The organism is Seonamhaeicola sp. MEBiC01930, from assembly GCF_045277075.1.
Taxonomy (GTDB): domain Bacteria; phylum Bacteroidota; class Bacteroidia; order Flavobacteriales; family Flavobacteriaceae; genus Seonamhaeicola.
Window position 1 is genome coordinate 335,001 of sequence record NZ_CP104270.1, and the last position, 26,333, is coordinate 361,333.

26 protein-coding genes, 2 tRNA genes and 1 rRNA gene (1 of these 29 only partly in view) are annotated in these 26,333 nt (G+C 32.2%); 15 read left to right on the forward strand and 14 right to left on the reverse strand.

The window, feature by feature from the left end:
- A 16S ribosomal RNA gene (locus N1F78_RS01615) occupies window positions 1-902 on the reverse strand (it extends 618 nt beyond the left edge of the window).
- An 844-nt stretch (window positions 903-1,746) separates the two neighbouring features.
- Here N1F78_RS01615 and thrS point away from each other — a divergent pair.
- The 4 genes from thrS to rplT all read left to right on the forward strand — a co-directional run bounded on the left by thrS (window position 1,747) and on the right by rplT (window position 4,972).
- Window positions 1,747-3,681: a threonine--tRNA ligase gene (gene thrS / locus N1F78_RS01620; RefSeq protein WP_406684451.1), complete on the forward strand. Its 1,935-nt coding sequence runs from the start codon at window positions 1,747-1,749 to the stop codon at window positions 3,679-3,681.
- A 64-nt stretch (window positions 3,682-3,745) separates the two neighbouring features.
- Entirely contained in the window at window positions 3,746-4,264 is a 519-nt protein-coding gene (gene infC, locus N1F78_RS01625; RefSeq protein ID WP_406685652.1) for a translation initiation factor IF-3, read from the forward strand.
- Between the two features lie 62 nt (window positions 4,265-4,326).
- The gene (gene rpmI / locus N1F78_RS01630; RefSeq protein WP_102754533.1) at window positions 4,327-4,524 is read left to right on the forward strand and encodes a 50S ribosomal protein L35; all 198 of its coding nucleotides are present in this window, start codon (window positions 4,327-4,329) and stop codon (window positions 4,522-4,524) included.
- 103 nt (window positions 4,525-4,627) lie between these two features.
- Window positions 4,628-4,972 (forward strand): 50S ribosomal protein L20, encoded by a 345-nt coding sequence (rplT, locus tag N1F78_RS01635; RefSeq protein ID WP_248722544.1) that lies wholly within the window; start codon window positions 4,628-4,630, stop codon window positions 4,970-4,972.
- Between the two features lie 70 nt (window positions 4,973-5,042).
- Here the strand turns inward: rplT and N1F78_RS01640 are convergent, their stop codons facing one another.
- The gene (locus tag N1F78_RS01640) at window positions 5,043-5,465 is read right to left on the reverse strand and encodes a secondary thiamine-phosphate synthase enzyme YjbQ (RefSeq protein WP_406684452.1); all 423 of its coding nucleotides are present in this window, start codon (window positions 5,463-5,465) and stop codon (window positions 5,043-5,045) included.
- A gap of 136 nt (window positions 5,466-5,601) precedes the next feature.
- Here N1F78_RS01640 and N1F78_RS01645 point away from each other — a divergent pair, with 136 nt between their 5' ends.
- Complete coding sequence (locus tag N1F78_RS01645) at window positions 5,602-6,045, forward strand: hypothetical protein (RefSeq protein WP_406684453.1); 444 nt, start codon at window positions 5,602-5,604, stop codon at window positions 6,043-6,045.
- Window position 6,046: 1 nt separating this feature from the next.
- On the opposite strand, the gene N1F78_RS01650 is transcribed toward N1F78_RS01645, so the two are convergent.
- The 6 genes from N1F78_RS01650 to tgt all read right to left on the reverse strand — a co-directional run bounded on the left by N1F78_RS01650 (window position 6,047) and on the right by tgt (window position 13,268).
- Entirely contained in the window at window positions 6,047-7,231 is a 1,185-nt protein-coding gene (locus N1F78_RS01650; RefSeq protein ID WP_406685653.1) for an asparagine synthetase B, read from the reverse strand.
- 134 nt (window positions 7,232-7,365) lie between these two features.
- Window positions 7,366-8,907, reverse strand: coding sequence for a replicative DNA helicase (dnaB, locus tag N1F78_RS01655; protein WP_406684454.1), 1,542 nt, complete (start codon window positions 8,905-8,907; stop codon window positions 7,366-7,368).
- A gap of 169 nt (window positions 8,908-9,076) precedes the next feature.
- Window positions 9,077-10,030, reverse strand: coding sequence for an acetyl-CoA carboxylase carboxyltransferase subunit alpha (locus tag N1F78_RS01660; protein WP_406684455.1), 954 nt, complete (start codon window positions 10,028-10,030; stop codon window positions 9,077-9,079).
- 70 nt (window positions 10,031-10,100) lie between these two features.
- On the reverse strand, window positions 10,101-11,012 hold the full coding sequence (locus N1F78_RS01665) for a DMT family transporter (protein ID WP_406684456.1): 912 nt from the start codon (window positions 11,010-11,012) through the stop codon (window positions 10,101-10,103).
- 42 nt (window positions 11,013-11,054) lie between these two features.
- Window positions 11,055-12,131 (reverse strand): LptF/LptG family permease, encoded by a 1,077-nt coding sequence (locus tag N1F78_RS01670; protein ID WP_406684457.1) that lies wholly within the window; start codon window positions 12,129-12,131, stop codon window positions 11,055-11,057.
- 6 nt (window positions 12,132-12,137) lie between these two features.
- On the reverse strand, window positions 12,138-13,268 hold the full coding sequence (tgt, locus tag N1F78_RS01675) for a tRNA guanosine(34) transglycosylase Tgt (RefSeq protein ID WP_406684458.1): 1,131 nt from the start codon (window positions 13,266-13,268) through the stop codon (window positions 12,138-12,140).
- Between the two features lie 132 nt (window positions 13,269-13,400).
- Here tgt and N1F78_RS01680 point away from each other — a divergent pair, with 132 nt between their 5' ends.
- Window positions 13,401-13,985: an outer membrane beta-barrel protein gene (locus tag N1F78_RS01680; protein WP_406685654.1), complete on the forward strand. Its 585-nt coding sequence runs from the start codon at window positions 13,401-13,403 to the stop codon at window positions 13,983-13,985.
- Window positions 13,986-14,036: 51 nt separating this feature from the next.
- Here N1F78_RS01680 and N1F78_RS01685 read toward each other — a convergent pair whose 3' ends face one another.
- Entirely contained in the window at window positions 14,037-15,056 is a 1,020-nt protein-coding gene (locus tag N1F78_RS01685) for an FKBP-type peptidyl-prolyl cis-trans isomerase (RefSeq protein ID WP_406684459.1), read from the reverse strand.
- Window positions 15,057-15,216: 160 nt separating this feature from the next.
- On the opposite strand from N1F78_RS01685, the gene N1F78_RS01690 reads away from it, so the two are divergent.
- Window positions 15,217-15,588, forward strand: a complete 372-nt coding sequence (locus tag N1F78_RS01690; RefSeq protein WP_406684460.1) for an RNA-binding S4 domain-containing protein — start codon at window positions 15,217-15,219, stop codon at window positions 15,586-15,588.
- Between the two features lie 24 nt (window positions 15,589-15,612).
- A complete protein-coding gene (locus N1F78_RS01695; protein WP_406684461.1) occupies window positions 15,613-16,116 on the forward strand; it encodes a phosphoribosyltransferase family protein in 504 nt (167 codons plus the stop codon).
- Here N1F78_RS01695 and N1F78_RS01700 read toward each other — a convergent pair.
- Window positions 16,108-16,626 carry a shikimate kinase gene (locus N1F78_RS01700; RefSeq protein ID WP_406684462.1) on the reverse strand — a complete coding sequence of 173 codons (519 nt, stop codon included), beginning with the start codon at window positions 16,624-16,626 and terminating at the stop codon, window positions 16,108-16,110. The genes N1F78_RS01695 and N1F78_RS01700 overlap by 9 nt on opposite strands.
- A 137-nt stretch (window positions 16,627-16,763) precedes the next feature.
- Here N1F78_RS01700 and N1F78_RS01705 point away from each other — a divergent pair.
- Both N1F78_RS01705 and N1F78_RS01710 read left to right on the forward strand, forming a co-directional pair.
- Window positions 16,764-16,836: transfer RNA gene (locus N1F78_RS01705), tRNA-Lys, on the forward strand.
- A 55-nt stretch (window positions 16,837-16,891) separates the two neighbouring features.
- Window positions 16,892-16,975: transfer RNA gene (locus tag N1F78_RS01710), tRNA-Leu, on the forward strand.
- A 5-nt stretch (window positions 16,976-16,980) separates the two neighbouring features.
- Here N1F78_RS01710 and N1F78_RS01715 read toward each other — a convergent pair.
- Complete coding sequence (locus N1F78_RS01715) at window positions 16,981-19,248, reverse strand: tetratricopeptide repeat protein (protein WP_406684463.1); 2,268 nt, start codon at window positions 19,246-19,248, stop codon at window positions 16,981-16,983.
- A gap of 184 nt (window positions 19,249-19,432) precedes the next feature.
- Here N1F78_RS01715 and N1F78_RS01720 point away from each other — a divergent pair, with 184 nt between their 5' ends.
- The 5 genes from N1F78_RS01720 to N1F78_RS01740 are packed head-to-tail and all read left to right on the forward strand — an operon-like array spanning window position 19,433 to window position 23,830.
- A complete protein-coding gene (locus tag N1F78_RS01720) occupies window positions 19,433-20,332 on the forward strand; it encodes a MerR family transcriptional regulator (protein ID WP_406684464.1) in 900 nt (299 codons plus the stop codon).
- 47 nt (window positions 20,333-20,379) lie between these two features.
- A complete protein-coding gene (locus N1F78_RS01725; protein ID WP_406684465.1) occupies window positions 20,380-21,846 on the forward strand; it encodes a phytoene desaturase family protein in 1,467 nt (488 codons plus the stop codon).
- Window positions 21,843-22,682, forward strand: coding sequence for a phytoene/squalene synthase family protein (locus N1F78_RS01730; RefSeq protein ID WP_406684466.1), 840 nt, complete (start codon window positions 21,843-21,845; stop codon window positions 22,680-22,682). Before N1F78_RS01725 ends, N1F78_RS01730 begins: the two co-directional genes overlap by 4 nt.
- A gap of 9 nt (window positions 22,683-22,691) precedes the next feature.
- Window positions 22,692-23,147 (forward strand): sterol desaturase family protein, encoded by a 456-nt coding sequence (locus tag N1F78_RS01735; protein ID WP_406684467.1) that lies wholly within the window; start codon window positions 22,692-22,694, stop codon window positions 23,145-23,147.
- Complete coding sequence (locus tag N1F78_RS01740; protein WP_406684468.1) at window positions 23,144-23,830, forward strand: lycopene cyclase domain-containing protein; 687 nt, start codon at window positions 23,144-23,146, stop codon at window positions 23,828-23,830. Before N1F78_RS01735 ends, N1F78_RS01740 begins: the two co-directional genes overlap by 4 nt.
- Here the strand turns inward: N1F78_RS01740 and N1F78_RS01745 are convergent.
- The 3 genes from N1F78_RS01745 to N1F78_RS01755 form a co-directional block, all read right to left on the reverse strand.
- Complete coding sequence (locus tag N1F78_RS01745; RefSeq protein WP_406684469.1) at window positions 23,827-24,792, reverse strand: D-2-hydroxyacid dehydrogenase; 966 nt, start codon at window positions 24,790-24,792, stop codon at window positions 23,827-23,829. The genes N1F78_RS01740 and N1F78_RS01745 overlap by 4 nt on opposite strands.
- A 3-nt stretch (window positions 24,793-24,795) precedes the next feature.
- Window positions 24,796-25,383 carry a TlpA family protein disulfide reductase gene (locus N1F78_RS01750; RefSeq protein ID WP_406684470.1) on the reverse strand — a complete coding sequence of 196 codons (588 nt, stop codon included), beginning with the start codon at window positions 25,381-25,383 and terminating at the stop codon, window positions 24,796-24,798.
- Between the two features lie 61 nt (window positions 25,384-25,444).
- On the reverse strand, window positions 25,445-26,314 hold the full coding sequence (locus N1F78_RS01755) for an anti-sigma factor domain-containing protein (protein WP_406684471.1): 870 nt from the start codon (window positions 26,312-26,314) through the stop codon (window positions 25,445-25,447).
- Window positions 26,315-26,333: the final 19 nt, after the last annotated feature.

The window sequence follows — 26,333 nt, forward strand, 5'->3', positions numbered from 1 at the left end:
TGAGTTTCATTCTTGCGAACGTACTCCCCAGGTGGGATACTTATCACTTTCGCTTAGCCACTCAGCCGAAGCCGAACAGCTAGTATCCATCGTTTACGGCGTGGACTACCGGGGTATCTAATCCCGTTCGCTACCCACGCTTTCGTCCATCAGTGTCAGTACATTATTAGTAATCTGCCTTCGCAATTGGTATTCTATGTAATATCTATGCATTTCACCGCTACACTACATATTCTAACTACTTCATAATGACTCAAGACTAGCAGTATCAAAGGCAGTTCTACAGTTAAGCTGCAGGATTTCACCTCTGACTGACCAGTCCACCTACGGACCCTTTAAACCCAATGATTCCGGATAACGCTTGCATCCTCCGTATTACCGCGGCTGCTGGCACGGAGTTAGCCGATGCTTATTCTTACGGTACCGTCAAGCTCCTACACGTAGGAGTGTTTCTTCCCGTACAAAAGCAGTTTACAACCCATAGGGCAGTCTTCCTGCACGCGGCATGGCTGGATCAGAGTTGCCTCCATTGTCCAATATTCCTCACTGCTGCCTCCCGTAGGAGTCTGGTCCGTGTCTCAGTACCAGTGTGGGGGATCCCCCTCTCAGGGCCCCTACCTATCGTTGCCATGGTGTGCCGTTACCACACCATCTAGCTAATAGGACGCATACTCATCTTGTACCGTAACCTTTAATCAAAAATCCAGGAGGATAAATGATACTATGGGGTATTAATCTTCGTTTCCAAAGGCTATCCCCCAGTACAAGGCAGATTGTATACGCGTTACGCACCCGTGCGCCGGTCGTCAGCAAAGAGCAAGCTCTCTCTGTTACCCCTCGACTTGCATGTGTTAGGCCTGCCGCTAGCGTTCATCCTGAGCCAGGATCAAACTCTTCATCGTTAAATTTTTAAGTCTCTTACGACTTTTACTATTTAACAACTAATAGAATCTTCAGTACTCAAAATGGTTTATTCTCTTGTTAAAACTAATCGTTTCCAATTAGCTTCTTACGCTGTCAATTTCAATATGTTTATGAACTTTTTCTTAACTTCCTTAACTCGTTTCCTCGTTAAGCGGGTGCAAATATAAAACCCTTTTCTTTACTCACAAAACTTTTTAAATATTTTTTTGAAAAATTTTTTTCCAAACTTCAAATACCTAAATTATCCTTATGAACTTCGCCCAAACAAAAATTATATTCCCCGTTTTTGCGGGTGCAAACATACAACCCTTTTTTTATTACGCAACAACTTTTTTAAGCTTTTTTTTAATCTTTTTTAGACAAACTTTTTAACCCCTTAATACCAAAGAGTTACAATGCAAAAAAAATTACAAAAAAATTGGGTAGACAAAAATGGGAAATGAAAAGATACGCAAAAAATCTGACAGAGCAATGAAATAGCTGCAAAAAAGAATAATTGATTTTAGCTAGTGACACAAAACCACTCTCCCTAAACCATTAATATGTATTATACATGAATACTTATCACATACACCTATTATATATTTCTATGTTTACCTATGACACTATTTACGAAACTGGCTGCGTTAGGGATTGAACGGCATGCTTGAAATCCTTTTTGCCCCAAGGCAAAAAGATTGAGTAGTGAAAGCCCGACCTGAGGGACGAGGGAAACGTTATAAAAAAATCGATACTATATATATGTATAAAATTATACTTATATATATATTGTGTGGATTTGGATATACTATTATCTTTGCAGCCTGATTTTAAATTGAATTGATGATAGATATTACTTTACCAGATGGTAGTGTAAAAACGTTTAAGGAAAACGTTACACCGATGGAAGTTGCTAAAAGTATTAGCGAAGGGTTAGCCAGAAATGTAATTTCGGCAAGTTTTAATGGCTCAACTGTTGAAACCGCTACCCCGTTAACCACAGATGGATCATTAGTGCTTTATACCTGGAGAGACGATGCTGGAAAAACTGCTTTTTGGCATTCTTCTGCGCACGTTTTAGCACAAGCTATTGAGGAATTATACACTGGAGTGAAACTTACCATTGGTCCTGCTATTGAAAATGGGTATTATTATGATGTTGATTTTGGCGAACATGTAGTATCTGAAAAAGATTTTAAAGCTATTGAAAACAAAATGCTTGAGATTGCCAGAGGGAAGCATGAATTTAAAATGCGATCTGCTACCAAAGCTGAAGCTTTAGAATTATATAAAGATAATGAGTTTAAAACTGAACTTATTGAGAATTTAGAAGACGGTACCATAACTTTTTGTGACCATTCTACCTTTACTGATTTATGTCGCGGTGGTCATATTCCAAACACAGGAATTATTAAAGCTGTTAAAGTTTTGAGTGTTGCCGGAGCCTATTGGCGAGGTGATGAAAACAAACCTCAGTTAACAAGAGTTTATGGAATTTCATTTACTAAGCAAAAGGAACTTACCGAGTATTTACACTTATTAGAAGAGGCCAAAAAACGTGACCACAGAAAACTAGGTAAAGAATTAGAATTTTTTACTTTTTCTCAAAAGGTTGGTCAAGGTCTACCTTTATGGTTACCAAAAGGAACTGCGTTACGTGAGCGTTTAGAAAACTTTTTAAAGGCTGCCCAAAAGAAAGCTGGATATGAAATGGTAGTTTCACCACATATTGGTCAAAAGGAATTATATGTTACTTCAGGTCATTATGCGAAATATGGTGAAGATAGCTTTCAGCCAATAAAAACTCCTAAAGAGGATGAGGAGTTTTTATTAAAACCAATGAACTGTCCGCATCATTGTGAAATTTACAACAGTTTTCAATGGAGTTATAAAGATTTACCTAAACGTTATGCAGAATTTGGTACTGTATATAGATATGAGCAAAGTGGAGAATTACATGGTTTAACAAGAGTAAGAGGATTTACACAAGATGATGCCCACTTATTTTGTACACCAGATCAATTAGACCAAGAGTTTAAAAATGTTATTGATTTAGTGCTTTATGTTTTTGGTTCTTTAGGATTTGAAAACTTTACTGCCCAAGTTTCTGTAAGGGATCCGGAAAATCCAGACAAATATATAGGTGATGTTGAAAATTGGGAGAAGGCAGAACAGGCTATTATTAATGCAGCATCTGATAAAGGATTAGATTTTATTATTGAAGAAGGCGAAGCTGCCTTTTATGGTCCGAAGTTAGATTTTATGGTTAAGGATGCCTTAGGTAGAAAATGGCAACTTGGAACTATTCAAGTAGATTACAATTTACCAGAGCGTTTTGACTTAACTTATAAAGGCAGTGATAATGAGCTCCACCGTCCTGTTATGATACACAGAGCACCATTTGGAAGTATGGAACGTTTTGTTGCTCTTTTACTTGAACACACCGGAGGAAATTTCCCGTTATGGCTTATGCCAAATCAAGCTATTATATTATCTCTTAGCGAGAAATATGAAAAATATTCTGAAAAAGTTTTAAATTTGCTTGAAAATGACGAAATTCGCGCCCTTGTAGACCATAGAAACGAGACTATTGGGAAGAAAATTCGGGAAGCCGAAATGCAGAAGTATCCTTATATGATCATTATTGGCGAGCAAGAAGAAAAAGAAGGTAATATAACTGTGCGTAAGCATGGTGGAGAAAATTTGGGAATGATTTCTATTGAAGCATTCTCAGAAATAATAAATAAAGAAATAAGAAAAACGCTAAAAGCGTTTTAAAGTTTAACTTAAAAATAGATAAGCCATAGCAATTAGAAGAAGAAGACAGCCCCAAAGAAGGGTGATTCAAGAAGACAAACACAAGATTAACTCTAAAATCACGGCGCAAAAATTGCGACTTGTGGGAGATAATGTAGAAATAGGTATTTATACCAAAGGTGATGCCATGAGGATAGCCAATGACCAAGGCTTAGACCTAGTTGAAATTTCTCCTAAAGCTGATCCGCCTGTTTGTAAAGTTATGGATTACAAGAAGTTTCTTTATGAACAAAAGAAACGTGATAAAGCTTTAAAGGCCAAAACTAGTAAGGTTGTAATTAAAGAAATTAGGTTTGGACCTCAAACTGATGATCATGATTATAACTTTAAAAAGAAACATGCTGAAAAGTTCTTAAAAGAAGGTGCAAAGCTTAAAGCTTTTGTGTTTTTTAAAGGACGTTCAATTATATTTAAAGAGCAAGGACAAATTTTGTTATTACGTTTAGCTCAAGATTTAGAGGAGTTTGGTAAAGTAGAACAAATGCCTAAACTTGAAGGAAAACGAATGACCATGTTTATTGCTCCTAAAAAAGATAAGAAATAATATACTGAAGAAATTCAGTATTTGAAGATAATTAAGCGAAATAATTAAAACTAGGAGAAGAAATGCCTAAAATGAAAACAAAATCTAGTGCCAAAAAACGTTTTAAGTTAACCGGTACTGGTAAGATTAAAAGAAAGCACGCTTTTAAGAGTCATATATTGACTAAAAAATCTAAAAAGCGCAAGCTTGCGTTAACTCATGATACTTTAGTACACAAGAGTGACGAGGATAATGTTAAAACTATGTTACGTTTAAAGTAACCCCATGTTTTAACCGGTTAAATAAATTATAAACCCTGGAGTTAGGCTCAATAAAAGTGTCAAAGATTATTTTGACCGCCTACTACAAAAAACAATTAAAATTATGCCAAGATCAGTAAATTCTGTAGCTAAAAGAGCTAGAAGAAAAAAGATTATCAAACAAGCAAAAGGTTACTTTGGAAGACGTAAAAACGTTTGGACAGTAGCTAAAAATGCGGTTGATAGAGCGATGCAATATTCGTACAGAGACCGTAGAAACAAAAAGAGAACTTTCCGCGCATTATGGATTACCAGAATTAATGCAGGTGCCAGAGAACACGGATTGTCTTATTCTCAATTTATGGGGAAATTAAAAGCTAATAATATTGAATTAAACCGTAAGGTTTTAGCAGATTTAGCTATGAATAACCCTGAAGCTTTTAAAGCTGTAATTGATAAAGTAAAGTAAGGCGCTTAGCCTATTGTAAAACATATTTTTTCGCTTAATAAAAATCCGATTCATTTTTGAGTCGGATTTTTTATTCCCCAAAAACTGTTATCACTAAATTCCTTTGCCCTCCATAATCTCTGTGTTCGCATAAATAAACTCCTTGCCAAATACCGAGATTAAGTTTACCGTTGGTAATAGGTATTTGTACAGAAGTGCCAAGTATTGACGCCTTAATATGCGCTGGCATATCATCTGAACCTTCATAAGTATGTTTATAATATGCTACGTTTTCTGGAACCATTTCATTGAAATGACTTTCAAAATCTTGTCTAACCGTATAATCAGCATTTTCATTAATTGTTAAACTAGCAGAAGTATGTTTTATGAATACTTGTAACTGCCCAACTTTAATATCTTTTATTTCTGGACAGACATTCAAAATTTCATCAGTAATTAAGTGAAAACCCCTTCTATAAGCTTCTAATTTAGTCTCTCTTTGAAATATTTTCATTCTATTTGGTTTATTTTAAATTTTCAAATTAACAACTTATTTATTAATTTAAAAGATGAAAATTACTTTTGACGTTTTACGCAACCTTTGTTAAAAAACAACATCCTTATTAGTGTAAGTATAATATATAATTCTCATGAAAATTAAGTTAGCATTTTTAATATCTTGTTTTATATTAATAACCAACTGTAGTCTAGACAGTAGTAGTAGTTCTTCTGAAGAAGAAGTGACCTATATAGAACAATGGCATTTAATTGAAGTCACTGGCGGAATAGCAGGGATTTCTGATCAATTTGATTTAAATACTATTATATGGGTGTTTGATGGATCTAATGATAGTTTAACTATAACTAACAATAACGATGACGATACCAAAGAGGATTTTCTAGAATCTGGAATTTATAATTATTCTCAAGATGAATTATCTGGCAATTCTTATTTAAGTATTAATGGTACTGAATATGGACAATTAGAGCTATTTACTAATGGTTTTACTCTAGATGGCACGCTGTTATCTTCTGGTCCAGTAAGTGACGGATTTTTATTTAGTTTCCAGAGAGTGCATATAATAGAAGATTAAATTAGGTCTTTTGCTTCTTTTTTTTAGCAGCTGGGAATAGCACATTATTTAAAATAAGTCTATACCCTGGAGATGTTGGATGTAAATCTAGTTCTGTTTTTGAATCTCCTACTCTATGTTGATAATCTTCAGGATCATGCCCTCCATAGAACGTAAAAAAGCCCTTACCCTTTATGCCGTGAATGTATTTTGCTTCTCCATTGAATTTTGTTTCGCCCATAATTAGCACATTAGGTTTTATTTCGTCTCTAGTAAAAGACGTGGTCTGTCCCATAAAACCTTTAATTAAAGCTGTATGATTTTGGCACAACATTGTGGGAACCGGATCCCATTTAGCCGAAAATTCCATTAAAGAAAAATAATCAGTTGTTCTAGATACATTCCTTTTCCTTGTCATATCAATAGATGAAAACTCATAAATTAACGGGCTTCTTTCTAATGAAAAATTCTCGAATGCGAATGTTTTTGAATAATCAATCTTATTCTGATAGCTAGCTTCACTTCCGTCTCCATCAAACATAGGTTCACAAATATCAACCCCCTCTGCAGAAAGAGCAATATCAAAACTATCTGTAGCACTACACATGGCAAACATAAATCCACCCCCTATAACATAATCTCTAATTTTCAGGGCAACATCTAATTTTTCTTGTGAAACCTTATTATAACCCAATTTTAAGGCCAATTCTTCTGCCGACTTTTTTTCATTAATATACCAAGAGGCTGCTCTGTAAGCTCCATAAAATTTACCATATTGACCCGTAAAATCTTCATGATGTAAATGCAACCAATCAAACAATAAAAGGTTATCACTTAATACTTCTTCATCATAAACTGTTTCATATGGAATTTCTGCATATTTTAGAACCATTGTAACCGCATCGTCCCAAGGCTGTTTTCCTTTGGGGGTATATACAGCAATTTTTGGAGCTTTCTCCAATATTACCGCTTCCATATTTTTACTTGGACTGCTTATTTCTTCAAGAACAAATTCTGCTTTAGTGTTAGAGATAACTTCAAAAGAAACACCCCTTATCTGACATTCCCTTTGAATTTCTTCTGTATCTGGCAATAAAAAAGACCCTCCTCTATAATTGAGCAACCACTTTACTTTCAGTTCTTTCTTTAAACTCCAATAAGTAATGCCATATGCTTTAAGGTGATTCTTTTGACTTTCTACATCCATTGGTATTAGAATATAAGATGCAAAAGAATTATATGAAAAAAAGAAGAAAAATATTAGGGCAGTAGTATGTCTCATGAACCGAAAGATACTTAAATTTTATTCGAATAGAAATTCCTTTAACAGAAGATTAATTTTTAAAACGGTACTTCATTATCATCTTCATTATTAAATGAGCTTCCAAAAGCTTGATCCGGACTAGCTGTAAAGTTATCTGGCTTAAAGGTATCATCATTAGCTGCAGCATTCATTTTAGAATGAAATTCAAAAGGCGAATCAAAATCATCTAAATTATCAAACTTACCTAAGTGGCCTAAGAACTTCAACCTAATATTTTCTAATCCACCATTCCTGTGTTTCGCTATAATGAATTCTGCCTGCCCTTCTGTGGGGGAACGCTCTTCATCATCCCATTCATCAATTTTATAATATTCTGGTCTATAAATAAAACTTACAATATCGGCATCCTGCTCAATTGCTCCAGACTCACGTAAATCTGATAGTAATGGGCGCTTACTTCCTCCACGTGTTTCAACAGCACGAGACAACTGTGATAAGGCAATTACAGGAACATTCAATTCTTTTGCCAAGGCCTTTAAGTTTCTAGAAATCATAGATATTTCCTGTTCCCTATTACCTCCATGACTAGTTCCGCCAGTCATAAGTTGCAAATAATCAATCATGATTAATTTAATACCATGTTGCGAAGATAAACGACGTGCTTTTGCTCTTAAATCAAAAATTGAAAGTGACGGTGTATCATCAATAAACAGTGGTGCCTTTTCTAATCCCTTAACCTTTACATTTAATTGCTCCCACTCGTGTTTTTCAAGTTTTCCTGTACGTAGTTTTTCAGATGATAAACCAGTTTCACTAGAAATTAAACGCGTAATTAACTGCACCGACGCCATCTCTAATGAGAAAAAAGCCACTGGTATATTTTGATCTACAGCAATATTTCTAGCCATAGAAAGTGTTAAAGCGGTTTTACCCATACCAGGTCTTGCTGCAACAATTATTAAATCTGATGGTTGCCAACCCGAGGTTAATTTATCAAGCTTAGTAAAGCCTGTTGGAATACCACTTAAACCTTCTTTATTGGAGATTTCTTCAATCTTCTTTTTTGCCTGAATAACTAATTCTTGCGCTGTTTCACTAGATTTTTTAATATTTCCCTGTGTTACCTCGTATAATTTAGACTCTGCTTTATCTAATAAATCAAAAACATCTTTAGTTTCATCATAAGAATCTTCAATAATCTCGTTAGAAATTTTAATTAAACTTCGTTGTATGAATTTTTGAAGAATTATACGTGCATGAAACTCAATATGCGCAGATGAAGACACTTTTTGAGTTAAAGAAATAAGGTAAAAGTCACCTCCTACTAACTCTAGCTTAGCATTCTTCTTTAATTGAGTAGAAACCGTTAATAAGTCAATTGGCTCACTGTTTTCAAACAATTGAAATACTGCTTCAAAGATATGTTGATGTGCTTCTTTATAAAAAGCTTCAGGGCTTAAAATATCAATAACCTCATCAACACCCTTTTTATCAATCATCATAGCCCCAAGCACAACCTCCTCTAAATCAATGGCTTGAGGGGGTATTTTACCTTTTTCAAGGTTTATTAAGGTGCTTTTATCTACTTTATATCCTTGAATTTGACTTGGTTGCTTCATAACTACGAAAGTAACTAAAAAAGATAGTTTGTTAACGTTAAATTTACATTTCGATTTTAACCAACAGTTAACAATTTAACTGTTAATAACTTAATTATATTGTGAATAAGCATAAAAAAAACCTGAAGCGACAAACTTCAGATTTCATTATATCATGGTTTTAAAAGGGTTATCCTTTAAAGACACCCATATTAGCATATTTATCCATACGCTTACCAACTAAATCTTTTGGTGATAAGTTTTTTAACCCTTCATAAGTTTTCACTATTGTATTACTTACAGTTACAAAAGTTTTTTCTCTATCTCTGTGAGCCCCTCCTAATGGTTCTTTAATTATCTCATCAACAACTTTAATTTTTTTGGCATCACTAGCCGTTAATTTAAGTGCTTCTGCTGCTTGTTCTTTATATTCCCAGCTCCTCCATAATATTGAAGAACAATTTTCTGGAGAAATCACAGAATACCAAGCATTCTCTAACATAAGCACCTTATCACCAACTCCAATACCTAAAGCTCCACCAGATGCTCCTTCTCCAATTACAATGGTGATAATGGGTACTTTTAAACGTGCCATTTCCAGAATATTTCTAGCAATAGCCTCACCCTGTCCACGCTCTTCAGCTTCCAAACCTGGATATGCACCTGGAGTATCTATTAATGTTACAACCGGAATTCCAAATTTTTCAGCAGATTTCATTAAACGCAAAGCCTTACGGTAACCCTCTGGGTTTGCCATCCCAAAATTTCTATACTGCCTAGTTTTAGTATTATATCCTTTTTGCTGACCAATAAACATAAAACTTTGATCGCCTATTTTACCTAAGCCACCAACCATTGCTTTATCATCTTTAACATTTCTATCTCCATGTAATTCTAAAAAAGAATCTCCACAAATAGCGTTAATATAGTCCATTGTATATGGTCTATTTGGATGACGGGACAACTGAACACGCTGCCAAGGTGTTAAGTTTTTATATAAGTCTTTTTGAGTATCCTTTAGTTTCTTTTCTATTTGAGCACAAGTCTCAGTAACATCAACTTCACTCTCTTCTCCTATAACTTTACATTTTTGAAGTTGGTCTTCTAGTTCTTTAATAGGAAGTTCAAATTCTAAATATTCCATAAGAATTCTATTTTATGCTATTAACTTTTGGTTAGGCTACAAATATAAAAACTTTAATTTTGATTAAGCCTTAAGAATATTTTCTTTTTAATTTTCTGGAATTTTTAAGTATACCGTTCAGTATCACTGTAATAAAAATAATAATTGTGCCATAATAAAATGAAGTACTCATTTTTTCTTTTTCTGGAAACAGTAATATTGCCATAATAATACCATAAACGGGTTCTAAATTATAAGTTAAAACAACAGTATAAGGACTGATTAATTTCATAACATAAACCGAAGCTATAAAAGCATACGCAGTACAAACAGAGCCTAATATTAATAGGTAAACAAGGTCTGATTGACCTAAATTAAAAAAATCTTGATTGAAATCATTAGTAAAAAAACCCAGATACAATGAAATAAAAAAAACGCCACTTAAAAACTCATAATAAGATATAACAGTGGCGGTATGCTGTTTTAAAAAGCTTCCGTTTAAAACTGCAAACAATGATGATAAAAAAGCCGAGGTAACTCCTAAAATTATACCTTTAAGGTATTTTATTTCACTCTGAGTTATAATGAATACCCCAACAATAACCAACAGCCCAAATAAAATTTCATACCAAATGATTTTCCGTTTATAAACAATTGGCTCAATAAACGAAGCGAAAAAGGCACCTGTTGAAAACATGGCCAAAGCAATAGAAATATTAGCTTCATCTATAGCACCAAAAAAGGTTATCCAATGTAATGCGATTATTATACCGGCAATTGAAAGTTTTAAAACTGACTTGGGTTGAATTTTTATATTCACCTTAGCAATTTTAATGTATATAAACATTAAAATGGAGGCTATAACCATTCTAAACCATACCAAAGGAACTGCTGTAATAGTAATTAACTCCCCCAAAATAGCGGTAAAACCAGCAATAAAAACTAATAAATGAAGGTGTAAATAATTTTTTAGATGAGATTTATTTCTAAACAATTTATCCATTTTGACTCATTCATTTGGAAAGCATTCACCATTAAAAAGTCTTTAACGTTTAGCTTTATGCAAAAGGTAAATTGCTAAAATACCAAAAAGGATATTAGGAAACCATACTGCAACCAAAGGAGGAAAATCTGATTGTTGAGCCATTACTCCGAATATTTTATCAAAAAAAACAAATATCATTGCAATCAATATACCCGCAGCAAGATTTACCCCCATACCTCCTCTTCGCTTAATTGAAGATACGGCTACGGCTATAATGGTTAATATAAATACCGAAACCGGTAAACTCCACTTTCTATACAGCACTAACTTAAACCGTCCAATTTGAGAAGACCCTTTTGCTTCTTCTTCTTTTATAAACTTCTTTAAATCTCCATAACTTAAAATTTCAGCAGCGTATAAAGGAGGAGTAAGTTCTTCCACTTTAAAATCAAAAAGAGTATCTTTTTTACTTAAAACCTCAATTTTATCTTCATTTTCTAATATTGTTCTTTTAGTATAATTAGACAATCTAAATAATGTGTCTTTTTCAAGATATCTAATTGTTGTGGCGGAGATTTTATATGCCAATTTATTGTCTTCAAAATGCTCTAAAGTAAAATTACTACCTCTTTTATTATTTACATCATAACTACTTACATAAATAATTTCATTGTCATTTATTTGTCTAAAAACATTAGTGTTATCAATTGCTTTTTTATGTTTTTTTAAATATTTATAAGTAAAATCATTAAAACCTTCACTTGCTTTTGGGGCTAGATACATTCCTAAAACCAGAGAAAAAACAGCTACAATTGTTGCTCCATATAAATAAGGCCTTAAGAACCTTGTAAACGAAACCCCCGAACTTAAAAAAGCAATAACCTCAGTATTATTAGCTAGTTTAGAAGTAAACCAGATTACCGATATAAATAAGAATAAGGGAAAAAGTAAGTAGGTAAAATATATTGTAAAATCAAGAAAATACAATAAAACTTCTGGAAGAGGCACTTCATTTTCAAGAATCTTTCCTATTTTCTCAGCAAGATGTACTGTAATCATTATAGGAATAAAAAGGAATAACAACATTACAAATGTTATCAAATAACGCTTTAATATGTACCAGTCTAGAATCTTCATGTAATTCTATAAACGTTTATCCATTTGCTTAACCATTTTGTCTTTCCACTCTCTGAAATCTCCAGCTAATATATGTTTTCTAGCCTCTCTTACCAACCACAGATAAAAACCTAAATTATGTATAGTTGCTATTTGTTTACCAAGTAACTCATTAACAGAAAACAAATGACGCAAATAAGCTTTACTATACTCAGTATCCACAAAAGTTATACCCATGTCATCAATTGGAGAAAAATCATCCTCCCATTTTTTATTTTTAATATTTATCGTACCATGTGCCGTAAACAACATACCATTTCTAGCATTTCTAGTTGGCATTACACAGTCAAACATGTCTACTCCTAACGCAATATTTTCTAAAATATTGATTGGAGTACCAACACCCATTAAATATCTAGGCTTATCTTCTGGCAAAATACTGCAAACAACATCGGTCATAGCATACATCTCTTCCGCAGGTTCTCCCACTGACAATCCACCTATAGCATTTCCTACTGCTCCAGAATTTGCAATATATTCTGCAGATTGCTTTCGTAAATCTTTATATGTGCTCCCCTGAACTATAGGGAAAAAAGCTTGATTACAATCATATTTTAGCGGTGTTTTTTCTAGATGATTAATACATCTATCTAACCACCTATGCGTCATATGCATTGAACGCTTTGCATAATTATAATCACAAGGGTAAGGTGTACATTCATCAAAAGCCATAATAATATCTGCTCCTATGCTTCGCTGAATTTCCATTACATTTTCTGGAGTGAAAGTATGGTAACTACCGTCAATATGGCTTTTGAACTTTACTCCCTCCTCCTTTATTTTTCTGTTAGCAGACAATGAATATACTTGATAACCTCCAGAATCGGTTAAAATATTTCTATCCCAATTCATAAATTTATGGAGCCCTCCAGCTTTTTCTATAATATCTGTTTGAGGTCGCAAATACAGGTGATACGTATTTCCTAAAATAATATCTGGGTTAATATCTTGTTTTAATTCACGTTGATGCACTCCTTTAACAGTAGCCACCGTTCCTACCGGCATAAAAATTGGTGTTTCTATAACTCCGTGGTCTGTGACTATTTTTCCTGCCCTTGCCTTACTTTGTGAATCGTTTGCGTTTAATGTAAACTTCATTCTATTATTTCTACAAGAGGCAAAGATAATAACTGAAAAATGATATTGATTGCAATGAAAAGAAAATAATTTACATTTGGCAACGTTTTTGATAATGTTAAACAAATCTTAAAACGAACAATTATGAAAATTATGAAAAATCATTATTTAGCCCTACTAATTATTACTTTAATCTCAACTTTTGCCTCTGCCCAAGTTGCCAAAGGATTTGGTTTAAGAGCAGGTTTAAATTACAATGCCAACGGCGATTATTTTGATTCTGTAAGCACTAACGCCAAGAATCCTGACAGAAATATTGGGTATCACATAGGCGTTTTTGGTAAAATTGGAGACAAAATTTACTTAAAACCTGAGGTTGTATATACCAGTACTAAAAGTGACTATGATGCTGATAGTTTTAACATGCAGAAAATTGATGCTCCTATATTGGTTGGCGCAAAAGTTTTAGGACCAATTAGTGTTTTTGGTGGCCCTTCATTTCAGTACATTTTAGATTCTGAATTTGACGGTATTTCAATTAATAGTATTGAAAATGATTTTTCTATTGGTTTAAATTTTGGAATTGGTTTAAATTTAAACAAGGTAGGAATTGATGTTAGGTATGAGCGCGGTTTCAGCAATAATGAAGCTAGTTTTTTGCAGAATAACAACATAAACCCTGATAGATTAGATACTAGACCAGATCAATTAATTTTAAGTTTATCTCTTCTCCTATAAAAATCAAATAGTTAAATAAAAAAACCTCGACTTTTGTCGAGGATTTTTTATTTATGTATTATTTGATTCTGTATCATCAGGATCTAAATAGTTAGGAATTCCATCTCCATCAGTATCATCATTAGTTGGGTCTCCATCTCCTTCTTTATCATTAGTTGGATCTCCATCTCCATCACTATCAACTTCTAAATCCATATCTTCCAAATCTTCATAAACGGTTAACACACCATCTCCATCATCATCAGTATCAATATAATCTGGGAAACCATCTCCATCAGTATCATCATCAGTATCATCAGTCAAATCTTGTGACACCAAAAATTCACCATCTCCATTTAAATCTTCTAAATACGAAGGCACACCATCAAAATCATGATCATTTTGAGTAGTTTCAAATAATTCAAATTTAAATATTAGAGGAGCATATTGCTTACTATTAATATAACCCGAAAAATAAGCTAAGCCTGAAGGTACAAACATAACTCCCACCCCATGATTTGTATAATTTACAGTCCCATCATTGTTTTCTATAAATCCATCTGAAACATTAAATTGTGGAAAAATTAAAGACCAAGCAGTAATTGTGACTGTTAAATCTATTCTGTAAGGGCTAACTTTACTATCAAATGATGTTGTTAAATCATTTAAATCACCATCTAATGTGTAACCTTGATAAGTAACATAAACATTATCACAAAAAGCGGGAGAACTTGTCCCTCCTCCTTCATTAATTTTTAATATATAATACTCATAATCTGCATCAGAATAGGTGGTGGTTTTAGTCTCAACAGCATTTATTAATAATGAATCTGCATCACTAGAAATTGTAAGTCCCTCAGTACTTTTTATTTCTAAATCCGCAATCTTAGGATTAGAGTTTGCATTAAATACACTTTTATTATAATAATGAGTTTCTAAAAATTCCACCAAGGCATCGTTATCGATTAACTGTTGTTCAGTTCTATCATTTTCTTCAACTTCAACAAAATCATCCCCATCATCATCATTTTTACAAGAGGCAAAACCTAATATTACGCATAAAATAAATAGACTAATTCTTTCCAATTTCATATGTAAACTTTATTTTTCAATATTAAATATTAACAGAAGTAAACCTTATTAGTTGTTAATATTTAATGGCAATTTTTAATTATGTTTATTTTTGACCCGCAAGATACAATTTTAATATAACCTTGCACAATAACATTAACGTAGTTTTAGTAATAATTATATGCGAATAGACAAGTATTTATGGTGTGTTAGGTACTACAAAACTAGATCTCTAGCAACTACTGCATGTAAAAAAGGACATATAAGAATAAACCAAGAAATAGTTAAGCCTAGTAGAGAAGTTTATCCGCAAGATGAAATTGAACTAAGAAAAAATCAAATAAATTATAAACTTAAGGTAAATGATATTCCTGAAAGTCGAGTTGGCGCTAAATTAGTTGACATTTACAGAACAGATACGACCCCAAAAGATGCTTTTGATGCTCAAGAACTTTTGAAATATTCAAAAGATTATTACCGTAAGAAAGGCACGGGTAGACCTACTAAAAAAGATAGACGGGATATTGATGATTATACAACGGAAAATGAGTAATTTTATATTTTAATTTTAAAAAAAATGACTGTTAAAAATAATGTGATTTTAAATCATACCGAGATTACCCATAAAATAAGAAGAATTGCTTTTCAGATATACGAAAGCAATGTAAATGAAACAGAGGTTATTCTGGCTGGCATTGATAAAAACGGTTATGTTTTTGCAAAAAAATTAAAAGCTGCACTTAAAAAAATCTCTGATATAAACCCAGTACTTTGTAAGGTTAGCATTGACAAGAAAAATCCGCAATCTGAAGTTAAAACATCTATATCTATAGAAGATTATAAAAACAAATCTTTAATATTAGTAGATGATGTTTTAAATTCTGGAACAACATTAATTTATGGTGTAAAGCATTTTTTAAATGTACCTCTAAAGCAATTTAAAACCGCCGTTCTTGTTAACCGAAATCATAAAAAATATCCTGTTAAAGCTGATTTTAAAGGCATTTCTTTATCTACCTCATTGCATGATAATATAAATGTTATTCTAGAAGGTAAAGCCTATGAGGCTGTTTTAGAGTAAATCTAAAATTTCTTTGGTAATTTCATCTTTAGTTTTACCATCAGTCACCACATGGTACTCTGCTTTACTGTAATAATGAGAGCGTTCAAATAAATGCTTACCAATAAACTCTGCCAACGCTTCTTTAGTTTCAATATGTGCAATTAATGGACGTTTAGCTTTTTTCTTAATAAGCTTATCTGCAAGTTTAGTTATTGAACCCTTTAAATAAAAACTCTTTGCGTTTTTTGCCTCAGTAATATATTGCATATTGTTACCAAAGCATGGCGTTCCTCCACCTAATGACAAAATTACATTCTCTTTAAGCTTTAATAGCTCCTTTAAATACTGTTCTTCTTTTTTTCTGAAGTATATTTCTCCTTTAGATTCAAATATCTCTTTTACCGAAGCATTCTCTTTCTCTTCAATAAAATCATCTAAATCAATTAAACGATAGTCTAATTTCTTAACTAATCTTCTACCAATTGAAGACTTTCCAGACCCCATATATCCAATTAAAACAATTATCATTTATACGCTATAATTTGATTATTAAAAACATACGCTAAAGCAACGCAAAAAAACAAAAATTTCTTCAAAAAAAATATTGTTTAATTAAAAATAGATTTTATATTTGCACCCGCTAACGGGAACGTTAGATATTAAATGACCGGGTAGCTCAGTTGGTAGAGCATCTCCCTTTTAAGGAGAGGGTCCTGGGTTCGAGCCCCAGCCCGGTCACAAATAAAAAAGTTAAGCTATTGCTTAACTTTTTTTATTTTAGCCTGTTTATAAAGCACACGTGGCGGAATTGGTAGACGCGCTGCCTTGAGGGGGCAGTGTCCTTATGGACGTGGAAGTTCGAATCTTCTCGTGTGCACTTTCTTATTGCACTTGCCTTAACTGATTATATATTGACAAATACTGTTGATTGCTAGGATATAATTGCACTAATTGTCGAGCTATGTTTAGTGCTTTCCCTATTTGACCATTCTTTTGGTATATATATGTTAACACATATAACAAATCACCGTTTTGTGGAGCTATTTTTAAACCTTTAACTGCTACTCCTTCAGCCTTTTTAAAGTTATTAACCTTATCATAGAGTAGACTTAAGTTATAATAAAACCTGATATTTTCAGGCATATATTTTACAGCTAACTCCATTTGAGTTATAGCTTCATCTGTTCTATTTAGCTCACCTAACAATAAAGCAAAAGAATAATAAGTTTGTCCATACTCTGGCTCCTGACTTATAATTGTTCTAAAAGCCTCTTCAGCTTCTTTAAACTGTCCATTTCTATAATATAGATTTGCCAAATTGCTTCTAATAATATTATTTAAACTTTCAATTTCCAATGCGCTTTCAAAAGATTTAATAGCATTAAGCAAATCGCCTTTCTTTAAATAGTACATTCCTCTTTTAGCTCTACCTCCTGCAAAATCTGAGGTAACACTTAAGTGAGTTTCAAATTCTTTTTTGACCTTTTTATAAACTTCTTTGTATTCTTCAGGTATTTGAAGTTCATCTAAAGAACTAATTACAAAAAATGCTTTAACCCTAACTGTTCTCTTTCTGTCTTTTAAAAGGGGTAAAAAGTAATTCACATAATCTGTGTTTATAATTTCACCTAAGGCATCAATAGTAGCTCCTCTTACAATTGGAGATTCATCATTTAAAAACTGAAGCATATTATCAATTACCTCAGTATTATAATAATTTGCTATACTATTAACTGCAGACGCTCTTGCAATTTCTGGGTGAATGGTATCTTTTGCTAAGGTCAATAAATTATGATACCCATCTTCTTCTCCCGTAAACCCAGGAGCCAACAAGTCCGAAAAATGAGTGTAATCCGGCTCTCCATAATTCTTTTTAAAATGCTCCCAAGCCCATTCATTGCTTTTATCTGTATGACATCTTACGCAAGCATTAGGTGTTCCGTATTTTATACTTTGATCCGGTCTTGGAATTCTAAAACTATGGTCTCGTCTATAATCATTACCCATATAAATTTTCCCATCCATATGACAGTTTATACATTGCGCTCCATCACTACCTGATTCGTGAAAATGATGCGAGGTCACATCATACTTAGGCGATTCATGACATTGTAAACACAAAGCATTACCTTCAAACTTCAATTTTAAAGTATGTGGATTATGACAATTAGTACAGGTTACATTATTCTTATACATCTTACTTTGAACAAATGAGCCGTATACATAAACCTCATCTAAAATCTGTCCATCAGGATAATACAAACCATTGGTTAAAACTTGAGGAAAATAATGATCCATCATAGTTCCTTCAAAATTAAAATGGCTGGAATACTGCTCTCTGCGCATATGACATCTAGCACATTGATCTACTAATTCTTTTGGATTAGTATCACTAGTCATTTGCATACCTTGAGTAGACGCATATTTATCTCCAAGCTTATTTACCAGATTTACATGATTATTACCTGGACCATGACATGCCTCACAATTAACATTTATTATGGCATATTTTGTATTGTAACTATGATTATTCTGATTATAGTTTTTTCTAACATTAGTAGAATGACAATCGGCACACATGTTATTCCAGTTTAAACCTCCTCTAGACCAATGTAACCATTCAGAATGCACTACCTTAAAATCTGGATACAAGTCAAACCATTTTTTTTCCTCTGTATCCCAAGCTGTTCTTAAGCATTGATAATGTCCATTAGGAAACTTAACAATATACTGCTGTAAAGGCGTAATACCAAAAGTGTATTCTATTTTATAATCATTGTTTTTTCCATCAGGACCTTCTGTATTTACATAAAACTCACCTTCTTTTTTAAAGAACTTTGAATACACACCTTGGCTAGAAAAAGACGCATCGCTAAAATCTCCAAGAACGGTTTCTTTTGTTGCAATCTGCATGGCCTTATCATGGTGCGAACCACTCCATTCTTCAACTTCTTCTTGATGACATTTAGCACAAACCTTATCACCTAAAAAAAGACTATCCGGGATTTTTTCTGTTGCAACAAAAATATTTTCATGATTCACTTCTACATAATTTTGCTTCTTTTCAATACAAGAAACAACAGATATAATTCCAAGTAAAAAAAGAAAAACAAATGAATTTATTTTATAAAAAGAAGAAATTTTAGACATAGTATAATTGGATGCAAAAGCGTATAAATTAACCTCATCAAAAATAGGTTTTACTATTGTGTTAACAAAGAAAATATCTGTATTAAACCCTGGTCCATCAATGGCATAATCACCACTTTTTTTAAAAATAATTAGATAGCCTCAATAAAAATGATTAATTTTGTTTAACTTATAACAGTTTTTAATGAACAATATTCAGATTAACTTTAGTATAAAAGACTTAGAAAACCTTACAGGAATTAAGGCACATACTATTAGAATATGGGAAAAGCGCTATAATTTACTACAGCCCAATAGAACAGATACTAATATTAGAAACTATAGTATTAAAAGCCTTCAAAAGCTTTTAAATATTTCTTTTTTAAACAATAATGGCCATAAAATTTCTAAAATTGCTCAATTAAATGAAGAAGAAATCCCTATAAAAGTTAGAGAAATAGCCTCAAGATCTAAAGTTGAAGACCATGCCATAAATGCATTTAAAATGGCAATGATTAATTTTGATCAAGTACTTTTTTACAATACCTATAACAACTTAATTGAAAATAAAACCTTTAGTGATATTTTCTATACTGTCTTTTTACCATTGCTTAATGAAATAGGGATACTTTGGCAAACAGACACAATTACACCGGCTCATGAACATTTTCTTTCCACACACATAAAGCAAAAAATACTTCTAAATATTGAAAGACTACAAAGTTTAGAGCCAAAACCAAATTCTAGAACTTTCATCCTATATCTTCCAGAAAACGAAATTCATGATATTGGGTTGTTATTTATAAATTACCAATTAAGAAGCAAAGGTTTCCATACCATCTTTTTAGGTGAAAGTGTACCGTTAGAAAGTTTAACAAGCGTTCTAGAGTTTTTCAATGAAATAACATTTATTTCTTATTTTACAGTATATCCTGAAGTTGAAAAAATATCAACATACCTTAATAACTTTGGAAATTTACTTCTGAATAAAAGTGAACACAACTTAATGTTATTAGGTCCTAAATTTATAGGGTACGATGTCAAAGAATTACCAAAAAACATATCAATTTATTCAAGTATAGAAGAGTTAACAGAAGTTTTATAAGATTTAAATATATTTTGTTTAACTTTTTACTATATTTGTTAAACATTATGAGTAAAAATATTATAATAATAGGGTCAGGTTTCTCCTCATTAGCAGCTTCTTGCTATTTGGCTAAAGCGGGTTACAAAGTTACTATTCTAGAGAAAAACGAAACGATTGGAGGTAGAGCCAGGCAACTAAAAAAAGATGGTTTCACCTTTGATATAGGACCAACATGGTATTGGATGCCTGATGTTTTTGAACGTTTCTTTGCTGATTTTAATAAAAAACCATCTGATTATTATAATCTAGATAAACTTAGTCCTGCTTATAGTGTTTATTTTGGTAAAGAAGATGTAATTACCATTGAAGATACTCTAGAAAAAATTTCAAAAACCTTTGAAGCCAATGAAAAAGGTAGCTCCAAAAGTCTGCATAAATTTATTTCAAAGGCCAAAGATAATTATGATATTGCTATTAAAGATTTGGTTTATAAACCAGGGGTTTCTCCTCTAGAATTGATTTCCGTAAATACAATAACCAGAATAAGTCAATTTGTAAGCAATGTAAAACAAGATGTTAGAAAACTCTTTAAAAATGATAAGCTTAGAAAAATATTAGAATTTCCTGTATTGTTCTTAGGTGCAAAACCGAGTAACACACCATCATTTTACAATTTTATGAATTACGCTGACTTTGGCTTAGGAACCTTTCATCCTAAAAAAGGAATGTACCAAGTTATTTTGGCAATGGAAAATCTTGCCAAAGAACTTGGAGTAAAGATAAAAACAAAAAGTTCTGTTAGTAAAATAAACATAAAAAATGGAATTTGTACCAGTATAACCTGCAATAACAATATTCATAATGCTGATGTAATATTAAGTGGAGCAGATTACTGGCACACCGAAACACTTTTAGATAAAAAGTACAGGCAATATTCTTCAAAATATTGGGATAAAAAAACATTCGCTCCTTCTGCATTATTATTTTATGTAGGTTTTGATAAGAAAATTCAAAATGTTGAACATCACACCTTGTTTTTTGATGTAGATTTTGACATACATGCCAATGCCATTTATGATGACCCAAAATGGCCGGAAAACCCTTTGTTTTATGCAAGTTTCCCAAGTAAAACTGATAATAGTTCAGCCCCTGAGGGAAAAGAAGCTGCAATTTTTCTTATTCCGTTGGCTCCAGGAATAAAAGACACGAAAGAGTTAAGAGAAACGTATTTTAATAAAATTATATTTAGATTAGAAAATCTAACTTCACAAAAGGTGAACTCGCATATACTATTTAAAGAATCATTCTGTGTTAAGGATTTTGAAAAAGATTATAATTCATTTAAAGGAAATGCATATGGTATGGCTAATACATTATTACAAACTGCATTTTTAAGGCCAAAACTTAAAAGTAAAAAATTAAATAATTTGTATTTTACTGGTCAACTTACTGTACCTGGACCTGGAGTGCCACCTGCATTAATTTCGGGTAAACTAGTATCAGAATTAATAATTAAACATCACGAATCATGAAACAACTATTTGACTCCATATCCTATAGCTGTAGTAAAACAGTCACCAAAACATACAGCACATCATTTTCACTAGCTACTAAAATGCTATCTAATTCTATTAGAAATGATATTTACAACATTTATGGGTTTGTACGTTTGGCAGATGAAATTGTAGATTCATTTCATGATTATAACAAAGAGTTATTATTCAATGAATTCACTCAAGATTTAGAATCAGCTTTAAAACAAAAAATAAGTTTGAACCCAATTCTAAATTCATTCCAGCATACCTTCCATAAATACAATATTGATAAAGATTTGGTAGATGCATTCATGAAAAGTATGCGATTGGATTTACATAAAACTAACTACTTAACGGAAGCTGAATACAAAGACTACATTTATGGTTCAGCCGATGTAGTAGGGTTAATGTGCCTAAAAGTTTTTGTTAAAGGAAATCAGAATAAATATGATAAATTAAAAGATACTGCTATGTCTTTAGGTTCAGCATTTCAAAAGGTAAACTTCTTAAGAGATTTAAAAGCAGATTATGATGATTTAAACAGAAGCTACTTCCCTAATGCTGATTTGGACAATTTAAATGAAGTATCAAAGAAAGAGATTATTAACGACATTGAGTCTGATTTTGAAAAAGGCCTAAGTGGGATTAAAAAACTTCCTATTGAAGCAAAATTTGGTGTTTTTATGGCTTATAGATATTACAGACAATTGCTTAAAAAACTAAAAAAAACACCAGCATTTAAAATAAAAAGTACTAGAATACGAGTTTCAAACCCCAAGAAAATTGAGCTTTTAATGCGTAGTTATGTTAAATTTCAACTGAATTTATTGTAAATTAACAGCATGCAAATATTTCTTTGGATATTCGTTTTTTTACTTACATTTTGCCTAATGGAATTTATGGCTTGGTTTACCCATAAATACGTGATGCATGGTTTTTTATGGAGTTTACACAAAGATCATCACCAAAAAGACCATGATAGTTGGTTTGAACGAAACGATTTCTTTTTTATTTTTTACGCCATAGTAAGTATTGCCTTCTTTTTACTTTGGAGATTTAATGAACTTTGGATTGGATTACCTATTGGATTGGGTATTTTGGTCTATGGCATTTCTTATTTTATCGTTCATGATATATTTATACATCAACGCTTTAAACTCTTTAGAAATGCCAATAATTGGTATGCAAAAGGAGTTAGAAGAGCACATAAAATTCACCATAAACATTTGGGTAAGGAAGATGGAGAATGTTTTGGGATGCTCCTTGTTCCTTTTAAATTCTTTAGAAATAAAAAATGAAATACTTATACCTGATATTAAATTTAGGCTCCATAAGTATTCCTTTTTTATTTAGTTTTCATCCAAAATTAAAATTCTACAAAGTATGGCAACCTTTAATAATTAGCACTTTTTTATCCATGCTAATCTTTATACCTTGGGACATAATCTTTACGATTAATGGTTTTTGGGGGTTTAACAGCAATTATCTTATAGGTATTACTATTTTCAATTTACCATTAGAAGAATGGTTATTCTTTATCTGTATACCATATGCATGTGTTTTTACGCATTATGCCCTATTGCACTATTTTCCTAAAATGATATTGTCTAGAGAACTAACAAAACTTATTAGTTACGTTTTAATGCTTTTGCTTACTGTTCTGCTTATTTACAATTATGATAAATGGTATACATTTATAAACTTTTCTCTGGCAATAATTTTAATATATGCTAGCATTAGGAAACAACTAAATTTGTTAAGTCAGTTTTACTTGACTTTTATGGTTATGCTCATACCTTTTTTTATTGTAAATGGTATATTAACAGGTAGTTTTATTGACGACCAAATAGTTTGGTATAACGATTCTCAAAACTTAGGAATAAGATTGTTGACTATTCCTATAGAAGACAGCATTTATGCGTTCTCCTTAATCTTAATGAATCTAGTTTTAATTCAGTACTTCAAGAAAACCGAAGCCTAAGTATTAACTACATTAATTGGATTTCCGTTTAGATAAGATTCCAAATTTTTGATAGATGTATTCAATAATCTAGATCTAGCTTCCTTTGGTGCCCAAGCTATATGAGGTGTAATGATACAATTTTTTGCCTTTAGTAGTGGATTATTGGCATTCATTGGTTCTGCAGAAACTACATCAACAGCCGCTCTATAAACTTTACCTGAATTAAGAGCTTTGGCTAAATCTTCCTCAACCACCAATCCGCCTCTTGCTGTATTAATAATCATGACACCATCTTTCATTTTTTCAATGTTTTTAAAGTTAATTACACCTTTTGTATTCTCAAATAAAGGGCAATGTAAGCTGATAACATCAGAATTGGCGAATAACTCATCTAATTCAACAAACTTTAAAGTTTCTGTTTCAAACTCTGGTCTTTTAGTTCTAGTATTAACTAAAATATGCATCCCAAAAGCTTGAGCTACTTTTGCAACATTATGACCAATACTTCCAAAACCAATAATACCCAAAGTTTTCCCTTCCAATTCAATAAGAGGAGAATTCCAAAAGCAAAAATCAACGGAATTAACCCAATCTCCTTTATAAACTGCGTTGCTATGACCGCCCACATGATGGCACATTTCTAATAATAAAGCCATTGTAAATTGAGCTACAGATTGGGTACTATAGGCAGGCACGTTTGTAACAATTATTCCTAATATTTTAGCTGCTTCAATATCAACAACGTTATAACCAGTTGCTAAAACACCAATAAACCTAACACTTGGCACTTTCTCAAGAACCTCCTTAGACAAGGGTGTTTTGTTTGTATAAACAATCTGAGCATTGCCAATAGTTTTTATAATATCTTCAGTATTATAAGGTGTTCTATCATGAACTGTTAAATCACCATGTTTAGCAATTGCACCCCAACTTAAGTCTCCTGGGTTTAAGGTGTACCCATCTAAAACTACAATTTTCACTTTTTATGATTTTATTTTAATTAATTCGTCTATAGTCTTTCTAACGGTATCACTATTCCAATTGGATGCTCCAGTCTTATCAATAATAATTTTGCCTTTTTTATCTATTAAAAATGTTCTTGGAATAGTCTTTATTTTAAATATCTCGTGTTTAGAATCTGGACGATACACCTTAAACGTATAATCATTCTTTTCTAAAAAAGAGTTAGTTTCTTTAAACCAATCATCTGTAACAAACAGAAATACTATTTTATCATTATAATCATTATACAACTTTTGTAGACTTGGCATTTCTGCAATACATGGTGGGCACCAAGTAGCCCAAAAATTTATCAAAACAACCTTTCCTTTTGTTTCCTCAAAATTAAACAAAATACCCTGATTATCTTTCAACTGCCAATTATAAGAAGTTACTTCCTTTTGTTTTTCTTCAGATAAAACCGAAGGACTTATAAGCGCAAACCCCTTATTTAAAAGTACTTGAATTGGTTTTCTTGTTTGGGGAAAAATTAAAACCAAAACAATAACTATAAGGAATAAATCTTTAAATTTTGGTTTTTTAAATGGCATCGTCATAAATAAAAGAAGCATGGTTTTTAAACCATGCTTCAAATCTAACAAAAACAATTAATCTTCTTCATAGACAAATGTACTATCTTGAAACCATTCCTGTTAAACTTTTTACTGGTCCATCTCCCATCATAATTGCTCTATGATTCATAGCATTGCCAGGAACCATATGTGCTAACGGTTTTAAAGTAAACGGAGCAGCACTATTATCTGGATCTGGCTCAACTGAAACAACTATAGTTTTTCCCTTCAAATCTGTTGGAAATGTTAATCCAACAGGTGCATTTTGCAAATAATCTTCACCTGGATATGCTGGTCCGTTACCTGCATCACCTTTAAAGATTGATGTTGCTGCATTGTCATCGGCTGCATCAATTGCTGTAAACGTTCCAGTTGTTATTGGTGTTCCATCAAAAACTACCCAACCTTCATATTTCCATCCGTCGGGGAGTGTAGGTAAATCTAAACCAGCCACCGCTGAACCACTAGAATTATCTAAAAACCAAACACCACTAGCCTCATTAGTGTCATCAGCATCTGTTGGGGTAGCCAAAATATATTTACCAGACGAAGTGCTAAAATCTCCCACAATACCATTTGAACTCACATTGGCCTCATCTCCAGAAAAATCTCCAGCCAAAATTTTTGTAGCCGCTGGTGAAGGATCTGGATCAATTGCTGGCTCAATAGAAAGTACAAAGGTTGTGGCGTTATTTAAATCTGATTTGTCTACGTTAAATGTTTGAGGAAAATTTACAGATGAGAAAGTACCTGTTGATATTGGGTTTCCATCTACAATAATCCAACCTTCATAAACAAAATCTGAACCTAAAGCTTCTAACCCATCTAAATTTAAAGTTAATCTTGATGTCTTTATTGGATTATCATCATTACTACATGAAGCTGTTAATACTCCTATGGTTAAAACAGCTAAAAATACTTTTTTTATCATCACAATTATTTTAAAGTTA